The sequence below is a fragment of the Dickeya sp. MK7 genome (genome assembly GCF_000406305.1).
Lineage (GTDB): Bacteria > Pseudomonadota > Gammaproteobacteria > Enterobacterales > Enterobacteriaceae > Dickeya > Dickeya fangzhongdai.
In genome coordinates this window covers 4,667,413-4,681,114 of sequence record NZ_CM001984.1, presented here as the reverse complement: position 1 = coordinate 4,681,114, position 13,702 = coordinate 4,667,413, and the positions used below count along the sequence as shown (strand labels likewise).

Sequence of the window (13,702 nt, the reverse complement as noted above, 5' to 3'; positions counted from 1 at the left end):
CCTGTTTCATCAGGCGGTTATGCGGGGAAATCCTGTGCCAGACGGTCCAGCACCTGCGTCAGGGCCGGGCGATGGTGGCCGCGAAAACCGGTGACGGCCTCTGCCTGCAGCAGGGCATCCAGCACCGCGTGTTCGGTGGCGTCGGCCGCCGCATTGAGCAGCGCTTCCAGCTGTGCGTCTTCCGGCGGTTGGGGCGTCGGCTGGGTGGAAAAGGCCACCGCGATATCGCCGGAGCCGTGCCCCCAGTAGCTGCCGAGCCGCCCAAGACCGGCGCCGGCGCGACGGGCGATGCGGGTCAACTGACGGGCATCCAGCGCGGCGTCGGTGGCCATAATAATGATGATGGAACCGGCGTCGCGCTGGGGCGCCAGTTCCGGCAGCAGCGGCGCGATCGCCTCGCCGACCTGTACGCCGTCCAGCGTCAGGGCGGAGAGGGTGCCGAAATTGGCCAGCACCAGCACGCCGAGGGTGGCGTTCAGTTCCGGAATCAGCCGGGAGGCGGTGCCGATGCCGCCTTTGAGCGCAAAGCAGCTCATGCCGCGCCCGGCGCCGACGCTGCCGCGGGCGAAATCGGCCGTGGCGTTATCCAGCGCCGCGCGCGCCATCTCTTCGCTGACCGCCAGCGCCTGAATATCGTTGAGCCAGCCGTCGTTGCACTCCAGCGCCAGCGGGTTAACGGTCGGCAGGTTACGGCCCAGTTCCGGGTTGCGGCCAATGGCGTCGCGCACCAGCGTGGTAAACAGCGTGCCGACAGACAGGGTGTTGCTGAGCAGGATAGGTGTCTGCAATCGTCCCAGCTCTTCAATCTGCACCAGCCCCACCGGTTTGGCGAAGCCGTTGAGCACCGCGGCGCCGCAGGGCAACGGTTGTGTAAACAGGTTATCGCCGGGCGGCACGATGGCGGTGATGCCGGTCTGAATCTCGCCCTGCGCCAGCGTATGGTGGCCGACCCGTACGCCGGGCACGTCGCTCAGGCGATTGTGCGGGCCAAGCGGCGTACGCGGCGTGCCGAGCTGTCGTTCCGAGCGCCAGCGTTGCAGCAGCGGCGTCAGTCGTGCCTGTTGGTAACATGTCATGGTGTGTTTGCTCAGCTTTTCAGTTTCGGGTCCAGCGTATCGCGCAGCGCGTCGCCCAGCAGGTTGAACGCCAGCACGGTGCAGAAGATAGCCAGACCGGGGAACACGCTGACGTGCCATTGTCCCGCCATCATCATGCTGCGGCTCATCGCCAGAATGTTGCCCCACTCGGGCACGTCCGGCTCTGGCCCCAGGCCGATGAAGCTCAGGCCGGCCGCGGTCAGGATACTGGTGCCGATGCGCATGGTGAAATAAACGATCACGTTCGACAACGTGCCGGGCAGAATATGGCGCAGCAGAATCACCCGGTCCGGCGCGCCGGCGCAGCGTACCGCTTCGACATAGGCTGCCTGTTTGAGCGACAGCGTGGAGGCGCGCACGATACGGGCGAACACCGGCACGCTGAACACCGCCACCGCGATAATCACGTTATTGAGGCCGGGGCCGAGGATCGCCACCACTGCGATCGCCAGCAGCATGCCGGGAAAGGCGAACAGTACGTCGCAACCGCGCATGATCAGCATGTCGATGCTGCGGCCATAATAGCCCGCCAGCAAACCGAGGGCGATGCCCGCCAGCATGCCGAGCGTAACCGAGACGATGCCGATGTAGAGCGAGATGCGCGCGCCGTAAATAATGCGGCTCATTACGTCGCGGCCCAGATCGTCGGTGCCCATCCAGTGGCTGGTGGTCGGCGCCTCGCCGAGCGCCATCCAGTCCGGATCCATCGGATTCCAGGGCGCCAGCCAGGGGGCGAACACCGCCACCAGCACCAGCAGCAGGACAAAACCGCCGGAAGCCAGCGCCATCGGGTTGCGGATGAACGCATGCAGAAAATCACGCCACGGTGAACGAATCGCGCTGTCGTTCAGGGCGGATGAGGTTGCCACGGTCGGCTCTTGAGAAGTGTTCATCGCAGCTCCTAACGCAGACGAATGGCCGGGTTCACCACCGCGTACAGCAGGTCGACCAGCAGATTAATCAGAATAAATTCAAACACGAACAGCATCACCAGCGCCTGAATCACCGGCTGATCCTGCGTCTTGATGGATTCGATCAGCAGCCAGCCGAGCCCCGGCCAGTTGAACACGCTTTCCACCACGATGGAGCCGCCCAGCAGAAAACCGAACTGCAACCCGAGCATGGTGATAACCGGAATCAGCGCGTTGCGCATCACGTGTTTCCAGACGATCAGCCGCTGGCGCAGCCCTTTGGCGCGGGCGGTGCGTACATAATCTTCCTGCATCACTTCCAGGAAGGCGGAACGGGTAAAACGCGCCATCACGGCGGCCACCGAGGCGCCCAGCGTCAGCGCGGGCAGGATGATGTCGGCCGGTTTGTTGTAGCCGCTGACCGAGAACACGCCGAACGGCATGGCGACGAACTGGATCAGCAGCAGGCCGAGCCAGAACGGCGGCATCGAGATACCACCCACCGCCAGACTCATCAGCGACCAGTCCTGCCATTTGCCGCGTTTAAGCGCGGCAAACACGCCGATCAGCAGTCCGAGGATCACCGACCAGGCGAAACCGGCCAACGCCAGCCACAGCGTCGGCATAAAACTTTTCTGGATGACCGTCAGCACCGGCTGCTGGGTGCGGTAGGTGATGCCGAGATCGCCGTGCACCAGCCCATCCAGCCAGTTGAGGTACTGCTGCGGCAGCGGATCGTTCAACCCCAGACGCTCACGGGCGGCTTCCACCGCCTCGATGGGGGCGTCGGGGCCGGCGTAGATCCGCGCCGGGTCACCCGGTAACAGCTTGATAAAACCGAACACCAACAGGGAGATCACCAGCAAGACCGGGATCATTTCCAGCAAACGTCGGACGATATAAGCAAACATGGCGATCCCCTGTGCGATTACTTGAACTCAGCCTGATCGAAGATCAGCGAACCGTCAGCCAGCATGTAAACGCCGGACAGATTTTTCACTTTGCCCACCAGGTTGTCCGGCACGCCCAGGAACACCACCGGCGCGTCTTTCCAGATCAGCTTCTGAGCATCGGCGTAAGCGGCGGCGCGTTTGTCGTTATCCGGAGTCGCCAGACCGGCCATGATGGCTTTGTCCACGTCCGGGTTGCTGTAGTAAGAGACGTTGTAGGCTTTCGGCACCCAGGACTCGGTAGCGAACAGCGGACGCAGCGCCCAGTCGGCATCGCCGGTGGACGGCGACCAGCCGCCGTAGTACAGGTCAAACTCGGCCTGTTTCGGGTCTTTCACGCCCCACAGTTTTTCGTTGCGCGCGCCGGAGTCCATCGGGGTGACGGTCGCCTTGATGCCGACTTGTTCCAACTGCTGTTTGAAGAACTGGGCGCTACGCACCGCGGCGGTGGTGTTGGTGGTCCACAGTTTCAGCTCCAGCCCTTTTTCGTAGCCGGCTTCCTTCAGCAGTTCTTTGGCCTTGGCCGGGCTGTAGGTGTAGTTCGGTTCGCTCTGGCTGGTGAAGAACTGTACGCGCGGCGCCATGGCGGAGGCGGCGGGCAAGCCCATGCCGGCAAAGCCGACTTTCAGCCAGATGGTACGGTTGATGGCGTAGTTCAGCGCCTGACGCACACGCACGTCGTTCAGCGGCGCGTGCTGGGTGTTGATCGCCATGTAGTACAGATAGATGCTGGGGTCACGCTGGATAGCCAGCTTGGCGTCGCCTTCCACCGTGCTTACCAGGTCGGACGGCAGCGGGTAGATGGCGTCGGACTGACCGGATTTCAGCGCCGCGACGCGGGTGGCGTCTTCCGGCGACGGGTAGAAGGTCACGCTGTCGACTTTCGGCCAGCCTTTCTGCCAGTAGTTGTCGTATTTCACCAGCTTGACGTCTTTACCCTGCTGCCATTCGGAGAACTTGAACGGGCCGGTGCCGACCGGATGCACGCGCAGCTGGGTTTCGTCCGGATACTGTTTCAGCGCCGCCGGGCTGTGCATCACCGCCGACGGGTGGGCCAGCGTGTTGACGAAGGCGCCGAAGGATTTGTTCAGCTCGATTTTCACCTGCGTCGGCGACAGTACCGTCACGCTTTTGATCATGTTGAACAGGCTGTTGCGCTTGAGCCCTTTGGTCTGGTCGGCCAGACGGTCGAGGTTGGCTTTCACCGCATCGGCGTTGAACGGCGTGCCGTCCTGGAAGGTGACGCCTTCGCGCAGGGTGATGGTGAATTCGGTGGCGTCGGCGTTGCCGGTGTAACCGGTGGCCAGCCGCGGTACCAGTTTCATCTGGTTGTCGAACTGGAACAGACGCTCGAAGATCCCGCTCTGGATGGAGTAGCTCAGGGTGTCCGAGGTATCGTGCGGGTCCAGCCCGGTAATATCGGCATACATGGAAATGCGCAGATCCTGTGCCTGAGCCGCAGCGGCCAGACACAATGACAGCCCAAGAGCGACAGCGGAACGGCGTGAAGTTACTGTGGATAGTAACGGTTTCATGGTGTCTCCTGTAAATGGTGTGTGTTGCTGGTTGTGATTGCTGCTTTTATTAACTTTTTGTTTTTTATGATGTAATCAACCGTTCGTGTATGACGGTTTGTTATTGCTCACGGTGACGTGAGGTGTCCCTGGTGTTGGACGGCACTACGATTTACAACTAACTACGGTTTATAACTAACTACGGTTTATAACTAACTACGGTTTATAACTAACTACGATTTACTACTGGCGGACGGTCCGAGCCCGGCTTCGCTCACCCAATGGTGCGGGGCGACTTCGCGGTAACGGGCTTTTTCCACCACCTCGTTCGCCTTGCGCAGCGGCGAGGGAATTTCGCTGTCGTCCAGCTCGCGCGCATAGCGGCGGCCAGGGTCGGCGATCGGCACCGAAGCCAGCAGGCGTCGGGTATACGGATGCTGCGGATTGTTGAATACCGACTGGCGCGGGCCGATTTCCACGATCTGACCGAGGTACATCACCGCCACTCGGTTGGCGATGCGTTCCACCACTGCCATGTCGTGGGAGATGAAAATCCACGACACGCCGGTTTTCTGCTGTAAATCCATCATCAGGTTGACCACCTGCGCCTGAATCGACACGTCCAGCGCCGACACCGCCTCGTCGGCGATGATCACCTGCGGTTGCAGCGCCATAGCGCGGGCGATGGCGATACGCTGGCGCTGGCCGCCGGAAAATTCGTGCGGATAGCGCTGGGCGTGTTCCGGTTGCAGGCCGACGCTTTTCAGCAGCGCCTGCACCTGCGGCGTGGCATCTTCTAGCGATTTCACCAGCCCGTGCAGCAGCAGCGGCTCGGCGATGGTGAAACCGACGGTCAGACGCGGGTTGAGCGAGGCATACGGGTCCTGAAACACCATCTGCATTTTGCGGCGCAGCGGCTGGAAGTCGCGGTCGCGCAGGCTGGCGATTTCCTGCCCGTCGAACAGCAGGCTGTCGGTCTGGCTTTCCACCAGACGCAGCAAGGCCCGCCCGGTGGTGGATTTGCCGCAGCCGGATTCGCCGACGATCGCCAGCGTTTCACCCGGCCAGACGGCGAAATCGATCTGCTCCACCGCATGTACCCGGTGGGTGACGGAGGAGAGAATGCCGCTGCGTATCGGGTAATAGACTTTCAGACCGCGGATATCGAGCAGCGGCGGCGCGTCATAACGCGCGGTGGTATGGTCCTGTTCGGGCGCGGCGCTTTGCTGCCCCAGCAGCGGGAAACGGCGGGGCCAGGCGCTGTCGCGCATGTCGCCCAGCCGCGGCACCGCCGCCAGCAGCGCTTTGGTGTAGTCGTGCTGCGGGCGGTTGAAAATGGCGTCCACCGTTCCCTGTTCCACTACCTCGCCGCGGTACATCACCACCACGCGGTCGGCGATTTCCGCTACCACGCCCATGTCGTGGGTGATGAACAACACCGACATGTTGCTCTGGCGTTGCAGGTCGCGCAGGATTTGCAGGATGCGCGCCTGCACCGTGACATCCAGCGCGGTGGTGGGTTCGTCGGCGATCAGCAACTGCGGGTCGCAGGCCAGCGCCTGAGCGATCATCACCCGCTGGCGCATGCCGCCGGACAGCGAGTGCGGGTAGCTGTCCATCACCCGGTCGATGTCGGCGATGCGCACCTTGCGCAGCAGCTCGCGCGCTTTGTTGTCGGCGCTGGCGGCGTCGCACATCTGGTGATCCAGCAACGCCTCGGTGAGCTGGTCGCCCACTTTCAGCACCGGGTTGAGCGAGGTCATCGGCTCCTGAAAGATCATCGCCATATCGCGGCCGCGCAGCCGACGGCGGGCGTCGTCCTTCATGCTCAGCAGGTCGTGGCGGCGACCGGCGCTATCGATAAAGCGGATACCGCCGCGTTCAATGCGGGCGGAAGCGGCCAGCAGCCCCATTACCGTCAGAGAGGTGACCGACTTGCCGGAGCCACTCTCGCCGACCACCGCCACCACTTCCCCTTTGTTGAGGCTGAAAGAGACGCCCTTGAGCGCCAGATGGGTGCCGGAGCGGCCGCTGAAGCTAACGCTCAGGTCATCGATCTCCAGCACCGGTTGCGGCGCCGGGTCGGACGCGATCGCAGCAGGGATTGCGGTTGAGGTGGTATCCGTCATCGTCACTCCGGTAGGTTCTGTCACAGCCAGATGCGGCCGAGGTTATACGTCAGGTACGGCGAGCTGTCCGCCGCCAGCCAGATCGGGCCGTCCAGATCCACGTGTTCGGCGGCCAGCGCCGCCGGCATGGCGGCTTCCATCGCCAGCGAGGAGCCGAGCATGCAGCCCACCATGATGCGCATGTCGTACTGGCGTGCTTCCGCCACCATCGCCAGCGCTTCGGTCAGCCCGCCGCACTTGTCCAGCTTGATGTTGATCATTTCGTAGCGGTCGCGCAGGGCGGCGATGTCGCCGCGGTGATGGCAGCTTTCGTCGGCGCACACCGGAATGGCGTGTTCAAACGTCGCCAGCGCGCTGTCCTGCCCGGCGGGCAACGGCTGCTCCACCATCGCGATGCGATGCGCGGCAAGCTGGCGCAGCAGCGGCTCCAGTTCCAGTCCGCCCCAGGCTTCGTTGGCGTCCACAATCAGCGTCACGTTGGGCGCGGACTGGCGAATCGCCGCCACTTTTTCCAGAATCAGTTCCCGATCGAGCTTGATTTTCAGCAACAGCGCGCCGCGGGAGACCGCGTCTTTGGCGGCGTTCGCCATGTTTTCCACGCTGTCGAGACTCAGGGTCTCGGCGGTGATGATCGACTGCGGCGGCGCAATGGCGAGGTGTTGCCACAGCGTCTGTCTGGCCAGCGCGGCGTTCAGCCGCCATAGGGCGCAGTCCAGCGCGTTGCGGGCGGAGCCCGGCGGCAACGACTGCTGCAATGCTTCCAGGCCGATGCCGTTTTCCACCGCCTGACGCACGGTTTCCAACTGGCGGGTCACGCTGTCGGCGGTTTCCTGATAGTGCGCGGTGGGGGTGCATTCTCCCCGACCGATAAAGCCGCGCTCTTCCAGCGTGACGCGCACCACCGTGACGGCGGTGCGGGTGCCGCGGGAGATGGCGAAAGGACGAGCCAGCGGCAATTCCACGGTTTCGATTTGCATCTGTCGCATGGGCTTACCCCCGGGTTTTCAGCAGCGTCGCAATGTCATCGATACCGAAGCGGATCGGGTCGGTGGCCGGCACGCCAAAGCGTTCGCTCAGGTCACGGCAGTAATCGCGCGCTTCCTGTTCGCCATAGTTGGAGGTGTTGATGGCGAAACCGGCCAACTGTACGTCCGGATTGGTGACGCGGGCGGCGCGCAGGTTGGCGTCCACGCAGTCGCCCAGTTCCACCATCGGCTGATGGGGCAGGTGGCGCATGTGCGGGCGGCCCATTTCGTGGCACATCACCAGCCAGTGCGGCTGTGCGCCGTGGATAAGACCGGTGGTCACCCCGGCGTAGGACGGATGAAACAGCGATCCCTGGCCTTCGACGATATCCCAGTGGTCGTCGTCGTTGGCCGGAGACAGCGCTTCCGCCGCGCCGGCGATGAAGTCGGCGATCACCGCGTCAATGGCGATGCCGTCGCCGGCGACCAGCACCCCGGTCTGACCGGTGGCGCGAAAATCGGCTTTCAGCCCCTGCGCGCGCATGGCGGATTCCAGCGCCAGCGAGGTGTACATCTTACCGACCGAGCAGTCGGTGCCGACGGTCAGCACACGCTTGCCGCTGCGTTTTTTGCCGCTGCCGACGGTCAGTTCCGGGCGCAGGTGGCGAATATCGAACAGCTGTACCTGATGCTGTTCCGCCAGCGCCTGCAAACCGGGGACGTCGATCAGGCGCTGATGCAGGCCGTTGGCGACGTTCATGCCGGCTTCGATAGCGGCGCGCACGGTATCCAGCCAGTGAGGCGGCAAAAAACCGCCGGCGTTGGCGGTGCCCAGCACCAGCGTTTTGGCGCCGCGCGCCACGGCGGACGGAATATCCAGATCATCGAGCCCCAGCGACACCGTGCTGCCCGGCAGGCGCAGCTGACCTACGCACTGTTCGGGGCGCCAGGTGTGAATGCCGCGCGCCGTTTTCACCGCCAGCGGGTCGGTCACGTCGCCAAGAAAAAGCAGGTAAGGTTGTGGAATCAGCATGATGTCTTATCCGTGGTTGCATAGTGGTTGCATAAAGGTGATGTCTAAGACTATTCCACGATGCTTTTTTCCTGACGAATGCTTGTTTATGGGTGTGGTATAACCTGACGTTATAGGGGTGATTTTATTTAATTTATTGTTATTTAAGGAATAGTGTTTGCAAATGCCGGCAGGGTATAGCGGCGGGTTATGTCGAAACAGGCAGATCAAAATCTTTTACATCGGTAGGAAAACGCTTCGCGGATTACGTGTAGAAGACCACCAGCCCGAGCAGCAGACTCAGTGCGGTTGCCACCACCGTCAGCATCAGTAGCCGCATCATCCACATTAATTGCCGGGTACAGGGGTAGCCGCTGCGCAACAGGGCGCGCAACCGCAGGCGTGACCAGATATAGGTAATCAGCGTCATCAGCAGCAGAAACAGCCCGACAACCAGCATCAGCGGCTGGCTTTTCATCGATCCGGCTTTCAACAGCAGTACGCTGTTGACCAGCAGCACAAAAGCGGTCCGCGACCAGGCAAGCCGCGTACGTTCAGGCTGCAGACCCGGATCGCGCGGCGGGGTATCGGCAGAGGGAATCATGGCGGCCTACAGCAGCAGGATAACCAACGCCAGCGCGACGGAAATGGCGCTCACGCAGCTGGCGATGATAATCAGCATACGGGTATAAGGCAGCGCTTGCCCGGTGCGCATCGCCCGCTCGTTGTCGGCCCAGCGTCGATAAGCCATCCACGCCAGCAGCGCCGCCGCCAGCGACAGCACCACCGCAATGCCGCCCCGGACGGCGGGCGGCGCCAGCGTGGGCGCAAACTGGTCAATGGCGACCGCGCCCGCCAGAAACGCCAGCGCGGTGCGGATCCAGGCCAGAAAAGTACGCTCGTTGGCCAGCGAAAAGCGGTAATCCGGCGTCGAGCCCTGCTGCTGCCAGGGGATTTTCTTGTCGGACGACGTCGGTGAAGTGGGTGAAGCGGCTGGGTCACTCATGGGCATCAACGGCCAGCGGATAGACAATGCCCGCATTCTACATGGCCGGGCCGCGGCTCTCCAGCCAGTGAGGCGGATGGCGGCGGAAAAATTGATGAAATTTTAATCGTGACTGGCGGTAGGCAGGGCAGGGGGAAGACCGTATAATGCGCGCCAGTTTAATGAACCTGCCCGGAGACGAGCCATGCGCCCAACAGGCCGAAATGCCCAGCAAATCCGCCCTCTTACATTAACCCGCCACTACACCAAACATGCCGAAGGATCGGTGCTGGTTGAGTTTGGCGATACCAAGGTATTGTGCAACGCCACGGTGGAAGAAGGGGTACCGCGTTTTCTGAAAGGTCAGGGACAAGGCTGGATTACCGCTGAATACGGTATGCTGCCGCGTTCTACTCACAGCCGTAACGCCCGTGAAGCGGCGAAAGGCAAGCAGGGCGGCCGCACGCTGGAAATCCAGCGGCTGATCGCCCGTTCGCTGCGCGCCGCGGTCGATCTGAACAAATTGGGTGAATACACCATCACGCTGGATTGCGATGTGCTGCAGGCCGATGGCGGCACCCGCACCGCGTCCATCACCGGCGCCTGTGTGGCGTTGGCCGACGCGCTGAATGGCATGGTGGCCAGCGGCAAGCTGAAAACCAGCCCGCTGAAAGGCATGGTGGCGGCGGTATCGGTCGGGATCGTCAACGGCGAAGCGGTGTGCGACCTGGAATACGTGGAAGACTCCGCGGCGGAAACCGACATGAACGTGGTGATGACCGAAGACGGCCGTATGATCGAGGTGCAGGGCACCGCCGAGGGCGAGCCGTTCAGCCACGATGAGTTGTTGTCGTTGCTGGCGCTGGCGCGCCGGGGCATCGAAGATATTGTCAACGCGCAGAAGGCCGCACTGGCCGACTGATTTTTCAAAGCGACCCCAGTGGTCGCTTTTTTATGCCATCATTTTTTTATGCTATGTCGTCAGGACGGCGGGGTGCCCCGCGGTCGTTACAGGAGAGGGAGTCATGAAAGCCTACCAGCGCCAGTTTATCGAATTCGCACTCAGCAAGCAGGTATTGAAGTTCGGCGAATTTACCCTGAAATCCGGGCGTATCAGCCCTTATTTCTTTAATGCCGGGCTGTTCAACACCGGGCGCGATCTGGCGTTGCTGGGGCGTTTTTATGCCGAGGCGCTGGTGGACGCCGCCGTCGAATTCGACGTCTTGTTCGGGCCGGCCTACAAGGGCATTCCGATTGCCACCACCACTGCGGTGGCGCTGGCGGAGCACCACGACCGCGATGTGCCGTACTGCTTCAACCGTAAGGAAGCCAAGGATCACGGCGAGGGCGGCAATCTGGTCGGCAGCCCGCTGAAAGGCCGCATCATGCTGGTGGACGATGTGATTACCGCCGGCACCGCCATCCGCGAGTCGATGGAAATCATCGCCGCACAGGGGGCGACGCTGGCGGGCGTGCTGATCGCGCTGGACCGTCAGGAACGCGGCCGCGGCGAACTGTCCGCCATTCAGGAAGTGGAACGCGACTACCAGTGCAAGGTTACGTCGATCATCACTCTGGAAGATCTGATTACCTATCTGGCCGAAAAACCGGAGATGGCCGCGCATCTGGAGGCGGTGAAAGCCTATCGCGCGCAGTTCGGCGTGTGAAATTCAGGGCGTGAAATAAGCGGCGTGGCGAGTTGCCACGCAGTGCGGTTACTGAAGCTGGGCAGCCAGCAGCGGCCAGCGGGTATCGAAATCCTGCGTGGGCAGGGTGCGGAACTCGGAGCGGGTAAAGCGCGACAGCATGCCTTCGCAGAACGCCAGCAACTGGCTGGCCAGCAGCGTTTCGTCATGGCGGAACGCTTCGCCGCTACGCAGCTTGTGTTCGCGCAGCACCTGACGCAACTGGGATTCGATGCGGTCAAACAGCTGGTTGATGCGGCCCTGCAACCGATCCTGCTCGAACATCAGCGCGTGACCGGTGAGAATGCGCGTCAGGCCGGGGTTTTTCTCCGCAAAGCCGAGAATCAGCAACAAAATCAGCCGCAGCCGGTTAAAGGTGTCTTTTTCATCCTGCAGAATCAGGTTGATGCGAGTGGTCAGGCTGTCTTCAATAAATTCGATCAGGCTGTCAAACATCCGCGTTTTGCTGGGAAAGTGCCGGTAAAGCGCGGCTTCTGAAACGCCGACGGTGGCGGCCAGCTTGGCGGTGGTAATGCGTTGACTGCCGTCGCTGGATTCCAGCATCTGCGCTAGCGCCTGCAGAATTTCTTCGCGACGATTCCTTTTCGTATTTTCTTTCTCTGCCATGTCAGAAAAGACCCTTGATAAAAATGTGACGGACAAACACCAGATAGCGCCACAATCGCCTTAACGCTGTGGCTTTATAGTTTTCCTGGGAGGCAGGGATGGGGCGTATCAGTGACGGCCGGAATGGCCGAAACCACCCTCTCCCCGTTCGCTGCCGACAAAATCGTTAACCAGATTGAATTCGGCCTGCACCACCGGCACGAATACCATCTGGGCAATGCGTTCACCGGGTTCGATGGTGAAAGACTGGCTGCCGCGGTTCCAGACCGACACCATCAACTGACCCTGGTAGTCGGAATCGATCAGACCCACCAGATTGCCCAACACTACGCCATGTTTGTGGCCGAGGCCCGAACGAGGCAGGATCACCGCAGCCAGCGACGGGTCGCCGATGTGGATAGCCAGACCGGTCGGCACCAGCGTGGTTGCGCCAGCCGCCAGTTCCACCGCGCTGTCCAGACAGGCGCGCAGGTCCAGCCCGGCAGAACCCGGCGTTGCGTAGGTCGGCAGCGGGAACTGTTGTCCGATACGCGCATCAAGAATTTTTACGTCGATTTTTTTCATCATAACGGCTGACAATCTCGTCGATTAACTGTTGGCCCAGCAGGTGTTTGCTGCCGTGCGGCAGGCGCTTATCCCCGCCTGGCCAGAAAAGATGCAATGCATTATTTTCCGAATTAAACCCTTGATCGGAAAGGGATACATCATTCGCGCAAATCAGGTCCAGCTGTTTGCGGGCCAGTTTCTGGCGCGCGTATTCTTCCACATTACTGGTTTCGGCGGCAAACCCGACAACATAAGGACGGTTTTCGCTCATGGCGGCCACATCGGCGATGATATCCGGATTTTTGACCAAAGTGACACTGATTTCATCACCCTGTTTTTTGATCTTTTCATCGGCGATCGCCTGCGCCCGGTAGTCCGCCACGGCGGCGCAGCCCACCACGATATTCTGCTGCGGCGCTTCACGCATCACGGCCTGGTGCATTTCCTGCGCGCTGATGACATCAATACGAGTGACGTTATCAGGCGTCGGTAAATTAACCGGGCCTGCCACCAGCGTCACGCGAGCCCCGCGCGCGGCGGCGGCGGCGGCGATGGCGAATCCCATTTTCCCGGAACTGTGATTGCTGATGAAGCGCACCGGATCCAGCGCTTCACGCGTCGGCCCTGCCGTCACCATAACACTGAGGTGTTGCAGATCATTGACATGAGAGAAGTGCGCGTCGGCGTTCGCCACAATCTCCAGCGGATCAATCATCCGGCCGGGGCCGACATCGCCACAGGCCTGACTGCCGCTGTCCGGACCCCAGATCAACGCGCCGCGGGCAGCCAGCACGCCCAGATTGTGCTGTGTGGCGGCGGCGCGGTACATCTGCTGGTTCATGGCCGGTGCGATGGCGACAGGCGCCGCCGTCGCCAGACAGACGGTAGTCAGCAGATCGTTGGCCATGCCTGCCGCCATCCGGGCGATCAGGTCTGCTGACGCAGGAGCCAGAATCACCAGGTCCGCCCATTTCCCCAGCTCGATATGGCCCATGGCGGCCTCGGCGGCGGGATCCAGCAGATCGGTCGATACCGGATGACCGGACACCGCCTGCAGCGTCAACGGCGTGATAAACGCGCTGGCGGCGGGCGTCATCACCACGCGCACCTCGGCGCCTCTGTCGCGCAGGCGTCGAACCAGTTCCGGGCATTTGTAGGCGGCGATGCCGCCGCTGATGCCCAGTACGATATGTTTTCCTGCAAGCCGTTTTTCCGCAAGCAGCGTGCCGGAAAGCCCGTGCAGACTGGAAGAATCTGTCATCGTTATATCCGTTTGTCAGC

Annotated in this window: 14 protein-coding genes; 2 read left to right on the top strand and 12 right to left on the bottom strand. The window is 61.9% G+C overall.

Annotation, left to right across the window (positions count from 1 at the left end; translation table 11 throughout):
* Positions 1-17 precede the first annotated feature (17 nt).
* From DXXMK7_RS20345 to DXXMK7_RS20305, 9 genes are all read right to left on the bottom strand, one after another.
* Positions 18-1,076, bottom strand: a complete 1,059-nt coding sequence (locus tag DXXMK7_RS20345) for a P1 family peptidase (protein WP_038920576.1) — start codon at positions 1,074-1,076, stop codon at positions 18-20.
* Between the two features lie 11 nt (positions 1,077-1,087).
* A complete protein-coding gene (locus tag DXXMK7_RS20340) occupies positions 1,088-1,990 on the bottom strand; it encodes an ABC transporter permease subunit (protein ID WP_038920575.1) in 903 nt (300 codons plus the stop codon).
* Between the two features lie 8 nt (positions 1,991-1,998).
* Positions 1,999-2,919 (bottom strand): ABC transporter permease, encoded by a 921-nt coding sequence (locus DXXMK7_RS20335; protein WP_038920574.1) that lies wholly within the window; start codon positions 2,917-2,919, stop codon positions 1,999-2,001.
* Positions 2,920-2,936: 17 nt separating this feature from the next.
* Entirely contained in the window at positions 2,937-4,493 is a 1,557-nt protein-coding gene (locus DXXMK7_RS20330; RefSeq protein WP_038920573.1) for a glutathione ABC transporter substrate-binding protein, read from the bottom strand.
* A 212-nt stretch (positions 4,494-4,705) separates the two neighbouring features.
* On the bottom strand, positions 4,706-6,601 hold the full coding sequence (locus DXXMK7_RS20325; RefSeq protein ID WP_038920572.1) for an ABC transporter ATP-binding protein: 1,896 nt from the start codon (positions 6,599-6,601) through the stop codon (positions 4,706-4,708).
* Positions 6,602-6,621: 20 nt separating this feature from the next.
* A complete protein-coding gene (gene dgcA / locus DXXMK7_RS20320) occupies positions 6,622-7,587 on the bottom strand; it encodes an N-acetyl-D-Glu racemase DgcA (protein ID WP_038663533.1) in 966 nt (321 codons plus the stop codon).
* 4 nt (positions 7,588-7,591) lie between these two features.
* The gene (gene dgcN / locus DXXMK7_RS20315) at positions 7,592-8,599 is read right to left on the bottom strand and encodes an N-acetyltransferase DgcN (protein ID WP_038663531.1); all 1,008 of its coding nucleotides are present in this window, start codon (positions 8,597-8,599) and stop codon (positions 7,592-7,594) included.
* 244 nt (positions 8,600-8,843) lie between these two features.
* Positions 8,844-9,182, bottom strand: coding sequence for a DUF202 domain-containing protein (locus tag DXXMK7_RS20310; protein WP_038920571.1), 339 nt, complete (start codon positions 9,180-9,182; stop codon positions 8,844-8,846).
* A gap of 6 nt (positions 9,183-9,188) precedes the next feature.
* A complete protein-coding gene (locus DXXMK7_RS20305; RefSeq protein WP_049842701.1) occupies positions 9,189-9,590 on the bottom strand; it encodes a YidH family protein in 402 nt (133 codons plus the stop codon).
* A 178-nt stretch (positions 9,591-9,768) separates the two neighbouring features.
* On the opposite strand from DXXMK7_RS20305, the gene rph reads away from it, so the two are divergent.
* Both rph and pyrE read left to right on the top strand, forming a co-directional pair.
* Positions 9,769-10,485, top strand: a complete 717-nt coding sequence (gene rph / locus DXXMK7_RS20300) for a ribonuclease PH (protein WP_033568040.1) — start codon at positions 9,769-9,771, stop codon at positions 10,483-10,485.
* A 103-nt stretch (positions 10,486-10,588) separates the two neighbouring features.
* Entirely contained in the window at positions 10,589-11,230 is a 642-nt protein-coding gene (pyrE, locus tag DXXMK7_RS20295; RefSeq protein WP_038920570.1) for an orotate phosphoribosyltransferase, read from the top strand.
* Positions 11,231-11,278: 48 nt separating this feature from the next.
* Here pyrE and slmA read toward each other — a convergent pair whose 3' ends face one another.
* From slmA to coaBC, 3 genes are all read right to left on the bottom strand, one after another.
* A complete protein-coding gene (gene slmA / locus DXXMK7_RS20290) occupies positions 11,279-11,875 on the bottom strand; it encodes a nucleoid occlusion factor SlmA (protein ID WP_013319939.1) in 597 nt (198 codons plus the stop codon).
* Between the two features lie 108 nt (positions 11,876-11,983).
* Complete coding sequence (dut, locus tag DXXMK7_RS20285) at positions 11,984-12,442, bottom strand: dUTP diphosphatase (RefSeq protein ID WP_038920569.1); 459 nt, start codon at positions 12,440-12,442, stop codon at positions 11,984-11,986.
* Positions 12,411-13,682, bottom strand: a complete 1,272-nt coding sequence (coaBC, locus tag DXXMK7_RS20280) for a bifunctional phosphopantothenoylcysteine decarboxylase/phosphopantothenate--cysteine ligase CoaBC (protein WP_049842695.1) — start codon at positions 13,680-13,682, stop codon at positions 12,411-12,413. Before coaBC ends, dut begins: the two co-directional genes overlap by 32 nt.
* Positions 13,683-13,702 lie beyond the last annotated feature (20 nt).